This is a genomic window from Mesorhizobium sp. B2-3-6, assembly GCF_006442305.1.
In the GTDB taxonomy this organism is placed as follows: Bacteria; Pseudomonadota; Alphaproteobacteria; order Rhizobiales; family Rhizobiaceae; genus Mesorhizobium.
Genome location: NZ_VFVW01000003.1, coordinates 557,013 through 574,384, shown reverse-complemented (window position 1 = coordinate 574,384; position 17,372 = coordinate 557,013). Strand labels below are relative to the sequence as shown.

Annotated in this window: 20 protein-coding genes and 1 pseudogene; 11 read left to right on the top strand and 10 right to left on the bottom strand. The window is 63.8% G+C overall.

What is annotated here, in order from left to right; genetic code table 11:
* Positions 1-105 precede the first annotated feature (105 nt).
* The 3 genes and pseudogenes from FJ953_RS12045 to FJ953_RS12035 all read left to right on the top strand — a co-directional run.
* Entirely contained in the window at positions 106-792 is a 687-nt protein-coding gene (locus FJ953_RS12045; RefSeq protein ID WP_140500217.1) for a YafY family protein, read from the top strand.
* A gap of 102 nt (positions 793-894) precedes the next feature.
* Positions 895-1,290, top strand: a complete 396-nt coding sequence (locus FJ953_RS12040; RefSeq protein WP_140513758.1) for a VOC family protein — start codon at positions 895-897, stop codon at positions 1,288-1,290.
* Positions 1,287-1,694: pseudogene (locus FJ953_RS12035) on the top strand (EVE domain-containing protein); the annotation flags it as partial. The gene FJ953_RS12040 and the pseudogene FJ953_RS12035, both read left to right, overlap by 4 nt.
* 24 nt (positions 1,695-1,718) lie before the next feature.
* On the opposite strand, the gene FJ953_RS12030 reads toward FJ953_RS12035, so the two are convergent.
* The 4 genes from FJ953_RS12030 to sppA form a co-directional block, all read right to left on the bottom strand.
* The gene (locus FJ953_RS12030) at positions 1,719-2,684 is read right to left on the bottom strand and encodes an ornithine cyclodeaminase family protein (RefSeq protein ID WP_140624415.1); all 966 of its coding nucleotides are present in this window, start codon (positions 2,682-2,684) and stop codon (positions 1,719-1,721) included.
* A 54-nt stretch (positions 2,685-2,738) separates the two neighbouring features.
* The gene (locus tag FJ953_RS12025; protein ID WP_140500210.1) at positions 2,739-3,071 is read right to left on the bottom strand and encodes a DUF1049 domain-containing protein; all 333 of its coding nucleotides are present in this window, start codon (positions 3,069-3,071) and stop codon (positions 2,739-2,741) included.
* A gap of 53 nt (positions 3,072-3,124) precedes the next feature.
* The gene (locus FJ953_RS12020; RefSeq protein ID WP_006200394.1) at positions 3,125-3,409 is read right to left on the bottom strand and encodes an integration host factor subunit beta; all 285 of its coding nucleotides are present in this window, start codon (positions 3,407-3,409) and stop codon (positions 3,125-3,127) included.
* Positions 3,410-3,489: 80 nt separating this feature from the next.
* On the bottom strand, positions 3,490-4,446 hold the full coding sequence (sppA, locus tag FJ953_RS12015) for a signal peptide peptidase SppA (protein ID WP_140624414.1): 957 nt from the start codon (positions 4,444-4,446) through the stop codon (positions 3,490-3,492).
* 383 nt (positions 4,447-4,829) lie between these two features.
* Between sppA and lptC the strand changes: the two genes are divergently transcribed.
* The 6 genes from lptC (at position 4,830) to ptsN (ending at position 10,019) form a co-directional block, all read left to right on the top strand.
* The gene (gene lptC / locus FJ953_RS12010; protein WP_140560247.1) at positions 4,830-5,543 is read left to right on the top strand and encodes an LPS export ABC transporter periplasmic protein LptC; all 714 of its coding nucleotides are present in this window, start codon (positions 4,830-4,832) and stop codon (positions 5,541-5,543) included.
* Positions 5,530-6,114 carry an LptA/OstA family protein gene (locus FJ953_RS12005; protein ID WP_140500204.1) on the top strand — a complete coding sequence of 195 codons (585 nt, stop codon included), beginning with the start codon at positions 5,530-5,532 and terminating at the stop codon, positions 6,112-6,114. Before lptC ends, FJ953_RS12005 begins: the two co-directional genes overlap by 14 nt.
* Complete coding sequence (lptB, locus tag FJ953_RS12000; protein ID WP_140500202.1) at positions 6,114-6,932, top strand: LPS export ABC transporter ATP-binding protein; 819 nt, start codon at positions 6,114-6,116, stop codon at positions 6,930-6,932. Before FJ953_RS12005 ends, lptB begins: the two co-directional genes overlap by 1 nt.
* A gap of 195 nt (positions 6,933-7,127) precedes the next feature.
* Positions 7,128-8,654 (top strand): RNA polymerase factor sigma-54, encoded by a 1,527-nt coding sequence (rpoN, locus tag FJ953_RS11995; protein ID WP_140624413.1) that lies wholly within the window; start codon positions 7,128-7,130, stop codon positions 8,652-8,654.
* 264 nt (positions 8,655-8,918) lie between these two features.
* Positions 8,919-9,497: a ribosome-associated translation inhibitor RaiA gene (gene raiA, locus FJ953_RS11990; RefSeq protein WP_140500197.1), complete on the top strand. Its 579-nt coding sequence runs from the start codon at positions 8,919-8,921 to the stop codon at positions 9,495-9,497.
* Between the two features lie 57 nt (positions 9,498-9,554).
* The gene (ptsN, locus tag FJ953_RS11985; RefSeq protein WP_135898701.1) at positions 9,555-10,019 is read left to right on the top strand and encodes a PTS IIA-like nitrogen regulatory protein PtsN; all 465 of its coding nucleotides are present in this window, start codon (positions 9,555-9,557) and stop codon (positions 10,017-10,019) included.
* 69 nt (positions 10,020-10,088) lie between these two features.
* Here ptsN and FJ953_RS11980 read toward each other — a convergent pair whose 3' ends face one another.
* Together FJ953_RS11980 and FJ953_RS11975 are read right to left on the bottom strand one after the other, a co-directional pair.
* On the bottom strand, positions 10,089-10,358 hold the full coding sequence (locus FJ953_RS11980; RefSeq protein ID WP_140500195.1) for a DUF1150 family protein: 270 nt from the start codon (positions 10,356-10,358) through the stop codon (positions 10,089-10,091).
* A gap of 76 nt (positions 10,359-10,434) precedes the next feature.
* A complete protein-coding gene (locus tag FJ953_RS11975) occupies positions 10,435-10,860 on the bottom strand; it encodes an Hsp20 family protein (protein WP_013893014.1) in 426 nt (141 codons plus the stop codon).
* Positions 10,861-11,161: 301 nt separating this feature from the next.
* On the opposite strand from FJ953_RS11975, the gene FJ953_RS11970 reads away from it, so the two are divergent.
* Positions 11,162-12,103, top strand: a complete 942-nt coding sequence (locus FJ953_RS11970) for a nucleoside hydrolase (RefSeq protein ID WP_140584710.1) — start codon at positions 11,162-11,164, stop codon at positions 12,101-12,103.
* Positions 12,104-12,276: 173 nt separating this feature from the next.
* Here the strand turns inward: FJ953_RS11970 and FJ953_RS11965 are convergent, their stop codons facing one another.
* The 4 genes from FJ953_RS11965 to FJ953_RS11950 form a co-directional block, all read right to left on the bottom strand.
* Positions 12,277-12,891, bottom strand: a complete 615-nt coding sequence (locus FJ953_RS11965) for a LysE family translocator (RefSeq protein ID WP_140522507.1) — start codon at positions 12,889-12,891, stop codon at positions 12,277-12,279.
* A gap of 110 nt (positions 12,892-13,001) precedes the next feature.
* Positions 13,002-14,441 carry an amidase gene (locus FJ953_RS11960; protein WP_140624412.1) on the bottom strand — a complete coding sequence of 480 codons (1,440 nt, stop codon included), beginning with the start codon at positions 14,439-14,441 and terminating at the stop codon, positions 13,002-13,004.
* A 10-nt stretch (positions 14,442-14,451) separates the two neighbouring features.
* Positions 14,452-15,357, bottom strand: coding sequence for a ribokinase (locus FJ953_RS11955; protein ID WP_140624411.1), 906 nt, complete (start codon positions 15,355-15,357; stop codon positions 14,452-14,454).
* Positions 15,358-15,519: 162 nt separating this feature from the next.
* Positions 15,520-16,398, bottom strand: a complete 879-nt coding sequence (locus tag FJ953_RS11950; protein ID WP_140624409.1) for a bifunctional helix-turn-helix domain-containing protein/methylated-DNA--[protein]-cysteine S-methyltransferase — start codon at positions 16,396-16,398, stop codon at positions 15,520-15,522.
* A 114-nt stretch (positions 16,399-16,512) separates the two neighbouring features.
* On the opposite strand from FJ953_RS11950, the gene FJ953_RS11945 reads away from it, so the two are divergent.
* Entirely contained in the window at positions 16,513-17,328 is an 816-nt protein-coding gene (locus FJ953_RS11945; protein ID WP_140624408.1) for a class I SAM-dependent methyltransferase, read from the top strand.
* Positions 17,329-17,372: the final 44 nt, after the last annotated feature.

Here is a 17,372-nt window from a genome sequence, read left to right as displayed (position 1 = left end):
TTGACATAGGGCAACCGGCTTCGCAACCAAGTCCGCCGCGCAAGCGTCGCCTGATCATGTCGGCTTGCGATGGACCAATGTCAAAGAAACAGGCAAATCTTCGATATGTCCCGCTCCGAACGCCTGCTCGACCTGATCCAGACATTACGACGGCATCGCATGCCGGTGAGCGGGCAGTCGCTCGCCGACGAACTCGGGATTTCAATTCGCACGCTTTACCGGGACATCGCAACGCTGCAGGGCCAGGGGGCGCCGATCGATGGCGAGGCGGGGCTCGGCTATGTGCTGAAGCCCGGATTCATGCTGCCGCCGTTGATGTTCAGCGACGAGGAGATCGAGGCAATTGTGCTCGGTTCGCGCTGGGTCGCCAAGCAGCCGGATTCGCGGCTTTCGGTAGCGGCCGTCAACGCGCTTGCCAAGATCGCGTCGGTGCTGCCGGATGATCTGCGCGAGGATCTCGACGCCACCGCACTGCTGGTCGGGCCGCCCAGCGGGACTGTCGAAGGCATCGATCTCGGCCTGGTGCGGCAGGCGATCCGCAACGAGCGCAAGCTGGACTTCTTCTATCGTGATGCCGGTGGCGCGGGCTCGCGGCGCATCGTGTGGCCGTTCGCGCTTGGTTTCTTCGACAAGGTGCGGGTCGTGGTGGCGTGGTGCGAAATACGGCAGGATTTCCGGCATTTCCGCACCGACCGCATAGCCGAGCTCAAGACGACGGATCTGCGCTATCCGCGCCGCCGTCAGGCGCTGCTGAAGGAATGGCGGGCAACGCTCGACACCCCACGGCGTTAGCGGTGTGTAAGCTGTCCAGGGCGCCTTTCGTGACGGATACTGCCAGAATCTGACAGTGATGCGCTTTATATCTGTCCCGGTCGAAACCCCTGGAGAACAGACATGGTCACCCCCAATTTCGTCATCCTCTACGTCGACCAGCCGCAGCGTAGCGGCGCCTTCTACAGCGCGCTGCTCGGCCGCGAGCCGGTCGAAAGCGCGCCGACATTCGTGCTGTTCGTGCTCGACAACGGTTTCAAACTCGGTCTCTGGTCGAGGCATACGGTGGAACCGGCGGCGGCAGCGACCGGTGGCGGCGCCGAGATCGTCTTTGCCCTGGATACGCCCGAGGCAGTCGATGCCGCCCATGCCGACTGGTCCGGACGTGGGCTGAAAATCCTGCAGGCGCCGACCGACATGGATTTCGGCCGCACCTTCGTTGCGCTCGATCCCGACAACCATCGCCTGCGGGTCTACTGGCTGTCGGACGGGCAGCAGGCCGACGGGGAGCAGGAATGAGCGCGTATTGGATCGCGGTGGCGTCGGCGCAGCACGTCCGGCGCGGCCGCGAGGGCGGCTTTATGCAGGTCAACCACGGCAAGGCGGCGCCGCTGCGGCGGATGCAGCCCGGGGACGGCATTGTTTATTATTCGCCGACAACGATTTTGGGCGAGAAAGACGGGCTGCGGGCGTTCACGGCGATCGGCACGGTACGGGAGGGAGAACCCTATCAAGGCGACATGGGCGGCGGCTTCACGCCCTTTCGCCGCGACGTCGACTGGGCGGCGGCCGGGGAAGCGCCGATCAAGCCATTGCTCGACAGGCTGGACTTCACGGCCGGCAAGCCGAATTGGGGGTATCAACTGCGCTTCGGCCTGTTCTCGATAAGCGCGGCCGATTTCGCCGTAATCGCCGAAGCTATGGCGCTAACCAGCCGGGACAGTAAGCTAGGTCCTGAGCGCCTTGTAGACGGCAATGCCGGCGGCAAGGTCCTCGAGCGCGGCGCCGACCGACTTGAACAGCGTGATCTCGTCGGCGCTCCGGCGCCCTTGCTTCTGACCGCGCGCCAGCTCGTGCAAATCGGCTATGATGGCTTCCGATTTCAGCACGCCGGAAGCGAGCGGTATGACGATGTCGCCCGCTTCCTTGGTGGCGCCGGCGCGGGTGTCGACATAGACCCGGGCGCGCCCTATCGCCTCGTCGTCGCTTTCGCGCATTGTCGGGGTGAAGCCGCCGACCATGTCGACATGGCTTCCCGGCTTCAGGCGGGCGCCCTTGATCAGCGGATCGGTGGCGATCGTCGCCGACGAGACGATATCGGCCTGGCCGAGCTCGGCATCGAGATCGGTCGCTGCGCTCGCCGCGAAGCCCTCGGCGCGCAGTCCGGCGGCGACCTTCTCGGCGTTGTCCAAGGTGCGATTCCAGATGCGGATGGTCCTGATCGGCCGCACGGCGCAATGCGCCTTGGCGAGGAATGGCGACAGCGCACCGGCCCCGATCACCAGCAGCCGGGAAGCGTCTTCGCGCGCCAGATAGGATGCGGCGAGCGCCGAGGCGCAGGCCGTGCGCCATTGCGTCAGCCGCTGGCCGTCGATCAGGGCCTCCGGTTCGCCGGTGGCGCCGTTGAGCAGGAGATAGACCCCCATCACTGCCGGTTTGCCGATGGCATTGTTGTCGGGCGAGACGGTAACGATCTTGACGCCGATATGCCCCCCGGCCGAGATGCCGGCTGCGTTGAAATCGGTCCAGGCCGGCATCAGCAGCAAGGTCGAGGCCTCACCGTCCGGCCGTTCGACCGTGTGATGATGCCGGACGGGTTGCACCGCGCCGTCACGGAAAGCCACGCGCAGCGTCTCCACTAGGCCCAGGAAGGTCAACGACTGGTCGACCTCTGCGGCCGAAATGGTCAGCATGGGAAACTCCGTGAAGAAAATCGCGGGCCCGAGAACCCACAGCCCGTGCGGCGGTCAGTTGGTCGGCTTCGGCAGCACCGGTCCCTGCGGTGTCGACGGGGTGCGGCCGATCGCCTGGCGCAGGTTCTCGGCCTCGACGCCGCGCTGGCGCGCCAGCTTGCGGTAGCGTCCCTGCTTGACCCAGGTCGCCAGGCTGCCGACGACCATGCCGACGGCGAGGGCCAGGAACAGGAAGATGAACAGCGGCAAAGTGAGCGTCAGCGCCGGATTGCCGGGATTGAATGGATCCAGCGTGAAGGCGACGAGTTCGCGATTGGCGACGGCCAGCGCGATCAGGATGATCGCCAGGGGCACGAAGACCACGATGAGCATGAAGCGATTGAGCATGATGTTTTCCGTCGGAAACCGACCTCCCGGGAAGGGCCGGTCTGGCGTCGCGCCTACTTTCCGCCATTCAGCCTTTCGCGCAGTTCCTTGCCGGTCTTGAAGAAAGGCACCCATTTCTCCTCGACCTCGACGGATTCACCAGTGCGCGGGTTGCGGCCGGTGCGGGCGGGGCGGTTTTTCACCGAAAAGGCGCCGAAGCCACGCAATTCGACCCGGTTGCCTTCGGCGAGCGCGTCGGTGATCTCGTCGAAAATCGCGCCGACGATGTTTTCAACGTCGCGCAGGAAAAGATGCGGATTGCGCGTGGCAATAATCTGCACAAGTTCGGACTTGATCATCGGACGGGTCCCCTGAAATCGGTGCGGTCGAAATTATGAGGATGATTTTGTTTGCTTTTTCATCCACCCCAAACGGCATCTCAAGGGTGCCAGACGGAAACGAGACCGTCAAGAAACAAGCGGTCGGCGCCAAGTTCATGGATGATATCGCCGCTGTAGTCCGGCAGGCCGAGCGCGCCGGCGATCGTGCGCACCATCGCTTTGGAAAACAGGAAGCCGCCGCGCCGCTCCGTGTCCTTCCATTCGACCACCTTGAGTTTCGAGTCGACGCCCTTGGTCACCAGCCAGTCGATCGCCTCGGTCTCGCCGCCGACGGCGTCGATCAGGCCGTTGGCGACCCCCTGGCGACCGGTGAAGATCGATCCGTCGGCGAGCGCCAGCGCTTGCTCGCGGGTCATCTTGCGGCGTTCGGCGACGATGCCAACGAACCAGTCGTAGCTGTCGAGGATGAGCTTGCGGACCATGGCGCGCTCGTCTTCGTTGGTCGGCTTGAAAGGCGAGGGCGAGGCCTTGAGCGGCGAGGATTTCACTTCCTCCAGCTTGACGCCGAGCTTGTCCATCAGGCCGCTGACATCAGGATACTGGATCAACACGCCGATCGAGCCGACGATCGAGGTCTTGCGGGCGACGATGTGATCGGTGGCGCTCGCGATCATGTAGCCGGCCGACGCGGCGAGCGTGCCGACCTCGGCCGCGACAGGCTTGTCGGCGGCGAGCTTGCGCACCTCCTCATAGATCGATTCACCGCCGACGGTGGTGCCGCCGGGGGAATCGATGGCGAGGATCACGCCTTTCACCCTCGGCGACTTGCGGATGGCTTCCAGCCGCTCGATCAGTTCGTCGTCCTCGGTTATGGTGCCTTCGATCCTGACCTTGGCGATATGATCGACGGCCGAGCCGCCGAAATCGTCGCGATAGAACCAGGCCGAGATCGCAATGACGCCGAGCGCAACGATGGCGATGGCCGCAGCGCGCCAGAAGGTCAGCTTACGCCGCAAGCGGCGGCGGTCGATCAGGTCGTCGGCTCTCAATGCCATGGTCAGCCTCACGGTCGATGGAAAGAGATGCTTTTAGACCATGACGTCCCGGTCTGGAAGCAATTCCGTCTGCGCATGACGCGGCAATCCGCGCGCGGCGCACGCGAGGCAAGTGCGCGTCAGCGTCCGCCAAGACGTCGGTTTCGTGATTGGTCCGTGAAACGAACGGCAGGTAAGGGGAGAGCCGATGGTAACGAAAAATGTACGCCAGACGTCTATTTCTGCTATGAAGCAGGGCTGTCGGTGTTGATCCGTTCTGATCTGCACGACAGCAACTGTCACATTTTCGCGGTTTTCGTCGGCTTGTGCTTGCTTGAAAGCGCCGACGTCCCACCTTTAGGCGGTGTTGCCCAGCGGGGCAGGGGTTTTAGAAGAAAGCAGTTATGTTAGCGCGAACGAGTGAAGCGAGCAGCACCGAGACGGAGTTGGCTCCCCCGGCGGACGGCCCGGCGAGGGGGGACGCGTTCGATCGCGCACGGCGGCATTCGCGCCGGGTGCGCGTGCTTAAATTCGCCGTGCCGGTGCTAGCGGCGTTGATCGCCATTGCCTTCCCGGTCTATTCCTACCTCGCCGCACCGGTGTCCGTCGCGGTCCAGGCGGAAGGCACCGCCTTTTCCAACGGCAAGCTGGTGATGGCCAACCCCAAGCTCAACGGCTTCACCAAGCAGAAATTGCCCTATTCCATGACGGCATTGCGCGCCATACAGGACGTCAGCACGCAAGGCATCATCGAACTCGACGGCATCGACGCCAAGGTGCCGATCGCGGCCGACAATGTCGCTGCGATCAAAGCCACGCATGGCACCTACGATCGCGACGGCAATACGATGCACCTGACCAGCGACGTCACGATCGCCACGACCGACGGCCTTCAGGCCAAGTTCAAATCGGTCTTCCTCGACATGGGCAAAGGCACTATGAAGACGGATGACCCCGTGGACGTCAGCCGTGACGGGTCGCAGATCACCGCGAATTCCTTGTCGGTGCAGGACAATGGCAAGGTTCTGGTGTTCGAGAACAAGGTGCGCGTCAATATCGATCCCGCCAATCTGAAGGCGGCAGAGGCAAAGGGCGAAGAAGCGAATGTGGCTCATTAGTTCGACACGGCTTGCCGCCGCAGCTTCGGCGCTGCTTTTGCTGGGGCTTGCGCCGGCGCTGGCGCAATCCACCGCCGAGAGCGCGTCCGGGCTCAAACTGTCGGGCGACAAGCCCATCCAGATCGAGAGCGACAAGCTGGAGGTCCGGCAGGCGGACAACGTCGCCGTGTTCACCGGCAACGTCACGGTCGTGCAGGGACCGACCCTGCTCAAGTCCGGCAAGATGATGGTCTACTACGTCAAGGACCCGAACGCGGCCGCAAAGGGGACGGAAGCAGCGGGAGCGGCGATGACCGGCTCCGCCAACATCGACCACCTTGAAGTCAGCGGAAAAGTTTACATCAAGTCGAATGACCAGATCGCGACCGGTGACAATGGCACCTTCGACATGAAGACGCAGGTGCTGGTCCTGTCCGGCAAGGAAGTGGTGCTGTCGCAAGGCCCCAATGTCCTCAAGGGCTGCAAGCTCACCGTGCAGATGAAGACTGGCCTCGCCAATGTCGACGGCTGCGGCGGACGTGTCATCATGTCGATGACGCCACCGCCGAAATCGGGAGCGACGAACCCCTGATGGCCAGCCTGTCGTCGCTGACGGCGCGTCTTCCGGGGCGGGCCGCCGGCAAGGTTTCGGCTCCGGCCACGGTCACCGCCGATAAGGCGAAGTTCAAGGGAACCTTGATCGCCAAGGGCCTGACCAAGAGCTACAAGGGTCGCAAGGTGGTCAGCGGCGTCACGCTCGGGGTGCGTGCCGGCGAGGCCGTCGGGCTGCTCGGTCCGAACGGTGCCGGCAAGACCACCTGTTTCTACATGGTCACCGGCCTGGTGCCGGTGGACGAGGGCACGATCGAGATCGACGGCTTCGATGTCACCTCCATGCCGATGTACCGGCGTGCTCGTCTGGGCATCGGATATCTGCCGCAGGAGGCCTCGATCTTCCGCGGCCTCAGCGTCGAGCAGAACATTCGCGCCGTGCTGGAAGTGGTCGAAAAGAGCCGCAAGGAGCGCGAGCGCAGCCTCGACGAACTGCTCGAGGAGTTCCACATCAGCCATCTGCGCAAGGCGCCATCGATGTCGCTTTCCGGCGGCGAACGTCGGCGCCTGGAGATCGCGCGTGCGCTGGCCACGCGCCCGGCCTACATGCTGCTCGACGAGCCTTTCGCCGGCATCGACCCGATTGCCGTCGCCGACATCCAGCAACTGGTGCGTCATTTGACGGCGCGCGGCATCGGCGTGCTCATCACCGATCACAATGTGCGCGAGACGCTCGGCCTGATCGACCGCGCCTACATCATCCATGCCGGCCAGGTGCTCACTCATGGCCGGGCCGATGAAGTGGTCGCAAATCCCGACGTGCGGCGGCTCTATCTGGGCGAGGGATTCACGCTTTGAGCGTGAAATTTGTTTCCTGACGCGATTTTTTTCCTGTCAGGGGCCATTTTCTCGCGATTTTGCTCCGGGATAACGCTCCGGTAAGCGGGTTTTGCTAGCGTTTGCCTTGACAAGCAAAAGCCGGGCCAGTTTCTATCGGTTCGCGAAAATTCCTTCCGGCAGTCCGGATGCAGACGAGGCGTTTGAAACCGAACCATGGCGTTGGCGGCGAAACTACAGCTACGACAGTCGCAGTCGCTGGTGATGACGCCACAGCTGATGCAGTCGATCCGGCTGCTGCAGTTCACCCATGCCGAACTCGAGCACTTCATCGACGAGGAGATCGAGCGCAATCCGTTGCTGGAGCGCGCCGAGCCGCAGGACGACGCCGCCAGCGACCAGGTGCCGAGGACCGAGGCGGCACCGGAAACGGCGGCCGACGGCGACTGGTTCGAGACCGAAGCGGGATGGAGCGCCGAGGCAATCTCGGAAAAGCTCGACACATCGCTGGAGAACCTGTTCCCGGACGACCCGGGCACCAGCGAGCGACTCGGACCAGACCTCACGGCACAGTGGAAATCGGCGACCGGCAATGGCGGCACGTCCTCGTCCGAAGGCTTCGATGCCGGCGACATGGCGGCGACCGCGATCACGCTGCGCGATCATGTCAGCGAGCAGATCGCGCTCGCTTTCACCGATCCGGCGGCGCGCCTGATCGCCGGCGAACTCGCGGACGGCCTCGACGAGACCGGCTATATGCGCGCCGATACGGCTGAGATAGCTTCGCGCCTTGGTAGCGGCGCCGACGCCGTGGCCAAGGTGCTGTCGGTGTGCCAGACCTTCGAGCCGGCCGGCCTGTTCGCCCGCGACCTTGCCGAATGCCTGTCGCTGCAACTTGCCGTGCGCGACAGGCTCGATCCGGCGATGAAGGCGCTGATTGCCAACCTCGAACTCCTGGCGCGCCGCGATTTCCACACGCTGAAGCGGATCTGCGGCGTCGACGAAGAGGACCTGCTGGACATGCTGGCCGAGGTCCGGGCGCTCGATCCGCGGCCGGGCATGGCCTTTTCGGGCGGCGCCAGCGACGCCGTCATTGCCGATGTCGAGGTGCGCGCGGCCAATGACGGCAGCTGGACGGTCGAGCTCAACGCCGAAACGCTGCCGCGCGTGCTGGTCGACCACATCTATTTCGCCCAGGTTTCGCCGCACGCCAAGAACCAGGCCGAAAAGGATTTCCTGGCCGAGTGCCTGCAGAACGCCAATTGGCTGACGCGAAGCCTCGATCAGCGGGCAAAGACCATTCTCAAGGTCGCATCGGAGATCGTGCGCCAGCAGGATGCCTTCCTCGTCCATGGCGTGCGCCAGCTGAAGCCGCTCAACCTGCGCACGGTGGCCGACGCCATAGGCATGCACGAATCGACCGTCAGCCGGGTTACCGCGAACAAGTACATGCTGACGCCGCGCGGCGTGTTCGAACTGCGCTATTTCTTCACCGCCTCGATAGCCGCGTCGGGCGGTGGCGAGGCGCATTCGTCGGAAGCGGTGCGTGACCGCATCAAACAATTGATCGACGAGGAAAAAACCGTCGACGTCCTGTCCGACGACGCGATCGTCGACATGTTGCGCGAAAGCGGCGTCGATATCGCCAGGCGTACGGTCGCCAAATACAGGGAAGGCATGAATATCCCGTCCTCGGTGCAGCGCCGGCGCGAGAAGCGGGCCCTTGCCAGCGCCGGGCGCTAGGTTCGGCGATTTCCACAGGGTTCGTGCTTCATTGACAAGCTGCGGTGAAGTGGCTAGAAGCCCGCCCGCATGAGACGGGCTCGGCGCCCGCTAGCGGATGGTCCGTCACGACAATGGCCTAGGGATGGTCAAGAAGGCGGCTTGTGATCAACCGGAAAGTTTGGATTTAAATCGGCGCGAGTGACGCCGCAAAGCTTGTGCGCACGGACCACGAGTATAAACTCCGGCCAGTTTGAAGCCTGAGCAAGGAAGGTCAGTTTTCAGATGAATCTGCGCATATCGGGAAAACACATGGATATCGGCGATGCGTTCCGTACGCGCATCAACGATCGTGTCGGCGAGGCGATCGGCAAATATTTCGACCGCGGCTTTGCCGGACATGTCACCGTCATCAAATCGGGCTCGCGCTATTCGGCGGATTGCATGATCCGGCTGGATTCCGGCGCTTCGCTGCAGGCGACCGGCGATGCCCAGGACCCGACGCTGGCTTTCGAGGCCGCGGCGGATCGTCTGGAAACCCGGCTTCGGCGCTACAAGCGCCGGCTGAAATCGCACAATTCGGGCAATGGCGAGCTCACCGATATCGCCTACACGGTGATGGCGCCACTCGCCGATGACGACGAGGACATTCCGGAGGATTTTGCGCCGGCCATCGTCGCCGAATCGACCATGACGCTGAAGACCATGTCGGTGGCGTCGGCGGTCATAGAACTCGACACAAAGGACAGTCCGGTCTTCGTCTTCCGCAACGCCGGAAACAATCACGTCAACATCGTCTATCGCCGGCCGGATGGGAACATCGGCTGGATCGATCCGTCCACGACCAAGGTCGCACAGGGATAAAACCGGCCGCACGAGGGGTGGGGACTGGTGACGGCAGGCGAACAAGGGATTTCAAGTATGGATCTGAGCGATCTCATCAACGTTCCGGCGATATTGCCGGCGTTGAAGGCGAACTCCAAGAAGCAGCTTCTGCAATTGCTGTCGGAGAGGGCGGCCGCGATTTCCGGCATTCCGGAGCGGGAAGTGTTCGACACCATCCTGCAGCGCGAGCGGCTCGGCTCGACGGGGGTCGGCAACGGCATCGCCATTCCGCACGGCAAGCTGGCCGGCGTGAAGCGCATCGCCGGCGTGTTCGCCCGCCTGGAGACGCCGGTCGATTTCGAGGCGCTCGACGACCAGCCGGTCGACCTGGTGTTCCTGCTGCTGGCCCCTGAAGGGGCCGGCGCCGATCATCTGAAGGCGCTGTCGCGCATCGCGCGGGTGCTGCGCGACGCCGATACAGTGGCCAAGATCAGGGGAACGCGCGACGCCGTGGCAATCCACGCGCTTCTGTCGGACACCCAGGCCTCGCACGCGGCCTGACGTTTTCTGGATAAACGATGGTCGAGGGCCGCCACGGGCGGCCCCGTTCGTTTTCAGCGGAAAATCGCCTTAATGAATGGCGACCGTGGTCAGGTCGTTTTCCATGGCGCCGGCCAGCGCGCGATCGCGCGCATCCGAAAGCAGGATCGGCTGGCCGTTGGCGGCAAACAGCGCCCACAATTCCATGCCGGGCGCGATTTCGCCAATGCCCGGGAAACGGCCGAGCAGTTCCTCGCTCGTAACCTTGCGCAGATAAGCGACCGAGCCCTCGCCGAGATGGGCGAATTCACCGCTGGTCATGGTGGGATTTTGTGTAGGATTTTGGTCAGTTCTGGTCATTTCAAGCCTCCTTGGCGCGAGACGCCGCCCTGGTTCTGGGCAGTAGGCCATCCCGCATGAGAGCCATCGGCAAAGATCAGTCTTTCACCGATATGTTTATTTTCCGTACCAGCCGCTCGGACTCGGGCCGATCGAGATCGATCGACAAAAGGCCGTTCTTCAGCTCCGCCGCAATCACCCGCATGCCGTCGGCCAGCACGAAGCAGCGCTGGAATTGGCGTGCGGCGATGCCGCGGTGAAGAAATTCGCGCTCGGTATCGTCGGTCTGACGACCGCGCACGACCAACTGGTTTTCCTCCGTGGTGACATCGAGATCGCTTTCGGCGAAACCGGCGACAGCGAGCGTGATGCGCAGCCTTTCGGCCTTGCCGTCGGCGCCGCTGAGCCGCTCGATGTTGTAAGGAGGATAGCTGTCACCGGATTTCGCCAGGCGCTCCAGCGTCTTTTCCATGGCGTCGAAACCCAGGAGAAGCGGGCTGGAGAAAGGCGTCATTCGGCTCATGTTACATTGTCCTCTCAAGAGCGACATAAACTGGAAAAACCCAGATGGCATTTTTCCCGATGGTCTTGATATGGTCCGCCCCACGACCAAGTTCAAGCCATCAAAACACCCGCCCAAAAAGACCACGTCGTGGACTCACAAGAATGATCGACATGGCGCTTGAAACGGCAGTGAGATGCAAGGAGAAGCGCTGCGCCGGGATTCGTCCCCCGGGCGGAGCGGTTCGGCAGCTCAAGGCCGGTTCGGTGCGTTTCGCATGCTCGCTCGGACGCATGGGCTCATGGCCAAACAAGGAATTGAAATGCCCCAAACACGCAAGATCATCATCGACACGGATCCTGGCCAGGACGATGCCGTCGCCATATTGCTGGCGCTTGGCAGCCCCGAGCTGGAGATCGTCGGCATATCAGCCGTAGCCGGCAACGTGCCGCTGAACCTTACCGAAAAGAACGCCCGCAAGATCTGCGAACTGGCCGGCCGACCCGACATCAAGGTCTATGCCGGCGCCGTCCGTCCGCTGGCGCGTGAACTGGTTACGGCCGAGGCGGTGCATGGCCAAACTGGCCTCAACGGGCCACAATTGCCCGAACCGACGATGAAGCTGCAGGATAAGTACGCCGTCGATTTCATCGTCGAGACGCTGATGAAGGAAGAGAGCGGCAGCATCACGCTGTGCGCACTCGGGCCGCTCACCAATATCGCGCTGGCGCTGATCCGCGAGCCGAGGATCGCGCCGCGCATCAAGGAAATCATCCTGATGGGCGGTGGCTTCTTCGAAGGCGGCAATGTCACGCCGGCGGCCGAATTCAACATTTATGTCGATCCGCACGCGGCCGAGGTGGTGTTGAAATCCGGCATTCCGATCGTGCTGATGCCGCTCGACGTCACCCACAAGGCGCTGACCACCGCCAAGCGCACCCAGGCCTTTCGCAAGCTCGGCACCAAGGTCGGTACCGCAACGGCCGAGATGCTGGAGTTTTTCGAGCGTTTCGACGAGGAGAAATACGGCACCGATGGCGGGCCGCTGCATGACCCCTGCGTCATCGCCTACCTGTTGAAACCGGAGCTGTTCAAAGGCCGTAACTGCAATGTCAGCGTGGAAACTAGCTCGGAACTGACCATGGGCATGACCGTGATCGACTGGTGGGGCGTCACCAAGCGGGAAAAGAACGCCAAGGTGATGGGCGACATCGACCATGACGGCTTCTTCGCGCTGTTGCTGGAACGGCTGGGGCGGCTTTAAATCCGCCTCCTTACCCTCTCCCCTCGCGGGAAAAGGCGGCCTCGCGAAGCGAGGTCGGATGAGGGGTGTTCCGGGGAACGCCGACGCCTCACTCCGTCACGCACCCCTCAACCATCTCGGCGCTGCGCGCCGATCCACCTTCCCCCACAAGGGGGAAGGAAAGGCGGCGGTGCTCACTTCGACCGTGAAAACGCCAGCCACAGGCCGCCGCCGATCATGAAGCTGCCGCTGATCCTGGACAGGAGCTTGACGCGGCGGGCGGACAGGATGCGACCGGCGCGGCCGGCGGCCAGCGCATAAGTCGAATCCGACATGGCGGCGAAGATCATGGCGGTGAGGCCCATGACGGCGATCTGCAGCGAATAATTGCCTTGCGGCGCGATGAATTGCGGAAAGAAGGCGCCGAAGAAGATCAGCGTCTTCGGGTTGCTGAGCGCCACCAGCAGGCCCTGCACGAAAAAGCCGCCGCGCGGCTTCCGCGCCGTTCCGTCGGCATTCAGCTTGCCCTTGGACCGGAACATCTGCACGCCCATCCAGATCAGGTAGGCGGCACCGATCAGCCGCACCCATTCGAACCAGTGCCCCATGCCCGATATCAGCGTGTTGAGGCCGATGCCGACGATGGCGATCATGACCGCCAGGCCGGCCTGCGTGCCGGCGACATTGGCCAGGCCGGCGCGGGAGCCATGACGGATGCTGTTGGCGATGATCAGCGTGACCGTCGGCCCTGGCACCAGGATGATGACGACGCACGCAAGGACATAGGCGGCATAGAGTTCCAGCGACATGATTTTTCCCTCGGGCAGAATGCCGCCTGTGCGGCGCCACGATCAATGCATGGCGGCGATGCCGGTGCAAGCCGGCACATGGAGCCGCGCGATACGCAGATGCACCGGATTCAGGCGCCGGACGGCCACGGCAGTGTCGTCTCATAGGCCGCCGCCGCCTTCAGCACAGCCATGTCGCCACGCGGCCGGCCGATCAGTTGCATGCCCATCGGCCGGCCTCTGGCGTCGAAGCCGACCGGCACGCTGACGGCCGGGCAGCCGCCCATGGTGGCGGGCGCCGAAACCTGCATCCAGCGGTGATAGCTGTCCATCGGCCGGCCGGCGATCTCGCGCGGCCAATGGGTGCCGACGTCGAACGGAAAGACTTGCGCGGTCGGCAATGCAATCAGGTCGAAGCGGTCGAACAGCGACAGCAGCGTCCGGTACCAGGACGTCCGGACGACCGAGGCGGCGCGAATCCGAGGCGCCGTCAGGAGTTGCGCGTTCTCCACCTCCCAGACGGCTTCGGGCTTCAACAGGGCGCGCCTGGCGGGATCGTCATAATGCACTTTCAGCGCGCAGCCGCTGCTTGCCTGGCGCAACGTCACGAAGGCCTGCCACAAGGCCTCGAAATCAAAATCCGGCACCAGTGCCTCGGCCTTGAACGAGGCCTGCCCGAAGCGGTCGAGCGCGGCTCGGCAGAGCTCGAGGATGCCGGGCTTCATGGGCAAATGCCCGCCCAGATCACCGAGCCAGGCGACACGGCCGCCTTTGGCGGGCACATGCAGGCCTTCGAGGAAGGAGCCTTGTTTCTCATAGGACAAGGGTGCGCGCGGATGATAGCCCGCCTGCACGTCGAGCAGCAGCGCCATGTCGCCGACATTGCGCCCCATCGGCCCATCGACGCCCATCTGGGCATGAAAGACCTCGACGTCCGGGCCGCCGGGGACGAGCCCCTGCGATGGCCGGAAACCATAGACATTGTTCCAGGCGGCTGGATTGCGCAACGAGCCGCCGAAGTCGCTGCCGTCGGCGACGGGCACCATGTCCAGCGCCAGCGCCACCGCGGCGCCGCCGCTCGAGCCGCCGGCGCTCAAATCTGGATCAAAGGCGTTCAGCGTCGGGCCGAACACAGGATTGTAGGTGTTGGAGCCGAGGCCGAATTCGGGAACGTTGGTCTTGCCGATGATGATGGCACCGGCGTTGCGCATGCGCTCGACGAAGAAATCGTCCTCCTGCGGCACGAAATCGGCGAAGATCGGCGAGCCGAAGGAAGTGCGCAGGCCGCGGGTCATTGCGAGATCCTTGACCGCGATCGGCAGGCCGAAAAGCGCACCGGCCCGGTCCGGACGGGCATCGGCTGCGTCGGCCTCGCGCAGGATATCGCTGCGATCGCGCATGGAAACGATGGCATTGACGAGCGGGTTGACGGCTTCGATGCGGTCGAGGAATGCCGTCACGACCTCACGTACCGAAAGTTTCCTTTGCCGGATCGCGTCGGCCAGTTCGACGGCGGGCAGGCGGCATATGTCGCCGGCCGGTGGCGCGGCATGCTTCGTCTGGGGGCGCATTCTGGTCGTCTCAGCGGGATTTCAGGAGTGCCTGGTCGACATCGGCGGCCAACGGGATCGCCGGCTGGGCGCCCGGCTTCAGGCATGCCAGCGAGCCGGCCGCGCCGGCCCGGGCGAGCGCCTGTTCGAGGGGCAGGCCCGACGACAGGCCGGCGGCGAAATAGCCGCAAAAGGTGTCGCCTGCACCAACCGTGTCGACCGGGGTGATCTTCAATGCGGGCACCGTCAGGGAATCGGTCGGCGTCGCCGCCATCACGCCGTCGCCGCCGAGCGTGACGACGATGGTGCGGCCGGTTTTCCCGGCAAAGTCGCGCATCCGTGCCGCGCGGTCGCGCCCGCTCAGCGACAGCACCTCGCCATACAGGTCGAACTCGGTCTCGTTGGCGACGACATAGTCGGCCTTGCCGAGCAAGCCGGCCGCGTCGCGATGGAAGGGTGCGGTGTTGAGCACGGTGACGGCACCGGCCGCGCTTGCCTGATCGAGCGCGGCTTCGACGGTCGCAAGCGGGATCTCGTGTTGCAGGAGCATGACATCGCCTTTTCCGGGGAAGGCCTTGGACAGGTCGCCGGGCAGCACCGAGGCGTTGGCACCCGGTACCACGGCGATAATGTTCTCGCCATCGTCGCCGACCATGATCAGCGCGGTGCCCGTCGAGGCAAAAGTTTCGCCCACGCCAGACAGATCCACCTTGGCCTGGCGCAGCAGCGCCAGGGCCTCGCCGGCGAAACTATCCTTGCCGACGGCTCCCACCATGCGCACCTTTTCGCCGGCGCGCGCGGCGGCCAACGCCTGGTTGGCGCCCTTGCCGCCGGGCGCGGTGGCGAAACCGGAGCCGCTCACCGTCTCGCCAGGGCTCGGCAAGCGGTTGACATTGGCGATAAGGTCGAGATTGATCGAGCCGACGACGATGATCAAGGAATGCCTCCTCATGAATGAGCGGGAAGCTATCCTGTAAGATCGTTGCTTTCCAGTGCATGCCGATATGGCAAGCGCCGCGGTGCCGCGTCATGCGAGTCATCGGGGCGTCGTCGTTTTCCACGTGACAATGCCGGCGGCAGGTCGCCGGCGTTCCCGATTTCAAGAGGTGACCTGTCCCGCCTCCCAGCCCAGAATGGCGCGCTTGCGGGTCAGGCCCCAGTGGTAGCCGGTGAGGTCGCCGGATTTACCGATGGCGCGGTGGCAAGGCACCACGAAGGAGAGCGGGTTGGCGCCGTTGGCGGCGCCGACGGCGCGGCTGGCGCTCGGCGCGCCGATGCTGGCGGCGATCGAGGAATAGGTGCGAGCCTTGCCCATCGGAATCTGGAGCAAGGCCTCCCAGACGCGAACCTGGAAGTCGGTGCCGATCATCACGACATGCAGCGGCTGGTCCGGGCGCCACAGCGTCGGGTCGAAGATGCGCGCGGCGTAGGGACCGGTCGCGGCCATGTCCTCGACATAGACGGCATTCGGCCAGCGGCTGGACATATCCGCGAAAGCAGCGCGCTCCTCGCCCGGATCGCTGAAGGCGAGGCCTGCAAGCCCTCGGTCGGTGGCCATGATCAGGGCGGTGCCGAATGGCGAGGTATGATAGCCATAGCTGATGGTGAGCCCGGCGCCGCGCGTCTTGTAGTCGCCCGGCGACATCGCCTCATGGGTGACGAACAGGTCGTGCAGCCGGCCGGGGCCGGACATGCCGAGCTCGAACGATGTTTCAAGCAGCGGCATGCCGGAATCGAGCAGCCTGCGGGCATGGTCCAGCGTCACCGCCTGCAGGAAAGCCTTGGGCGAAAGGCCGGCCCAGCGTGTGAACAGCTTCTGCAGGCCGGTCGGCGTCTCGCCGACCTCCTCTGCAAGCTCCTCGAGGGAAGGCTGATCGCGATAGTCGAGGCTGATCTTCTCGATGGCGCGGCGCACGATTTCGTAGTCGTTGCCTTCGGGCGTGATGTCCTTCTTGAGGACTGCTGTCTGGGTGCTCATGGGAATTCTCCTTGAGCCGGAATATCAGCCCTTGGGGCGCCGATCGCCACCCGAAACTTGCCTTCTTGCGGCGCATACCCAGATAAACTCTGGTTTTCGAGCCCAGGAGTCGCCATGGCGGGTGAAAAGGTAAATCTCGCCGGCGCGAAAGAAACCTTGCTGATGACGCTCTACGGCAAGGCGCTGGAAAGCCGGATGCCCCATTCGCTGCTTGGGGATCGTTTCGCCGACGAGGCGGTGCGTAAGATCGACTATGATTTCTCAAGACTCAAGGTCGACAGCAATCTCGGCATCGGCCTGGCGATCAGGGCAAAGACGCTGGACGTCCGCGTCGAGGAGTTTCTGGCCAGAAATCCTGATGCCATCGTGCTGCATCTGGGGTGCGGGCTCGACACGCGCATCTTCCGGGTCGATCCGCCACCAGGCGTCGACTGGTTCGATGTCGACTATCCGGAAGTCATTGAACTCAGGCGCAAGCTTTACCAGCCGCGCGACCGCTATCGCCTCATCGCTTCGTCGGTAACAGAGCCGGACTGGCTGGCTGAAGTGCCCCGGAACCGACCGGCCATCGTGGTGGCGGAGGGGCTGACGCCCTATCTCCCGGCCGAGGAAGGGTTCCGCCTGTTCTCGCGCCTGGTCATACATCTTGCCGGCGGCGACCTGATTTTCGACGCTTACAGCGGTTTCGGCCTGAAGCTGCTGCGCCTCAATCCGGCGATCAGGGCGACAGGCGCCGAGGTCCACTGGGCGATCGAGGATCCGCGCGAACTGGAACTGGCTGTCCCGAAGCTGCGATTCATCGAAGACATTCCGGCCTATGGACCTGAACACGCCGCCCGCATGGGCTGGTCCGCGCAGCTGTTCGTTCGGCTTTGGAAATACATTCCTGCACTGCGCAAGATCGGCAGGCTTTTGCGCTATCGCTTCTGAAACGTCGTCCCCTTTTTCGACGCGGTCCGGACGCAAGCTGTTCG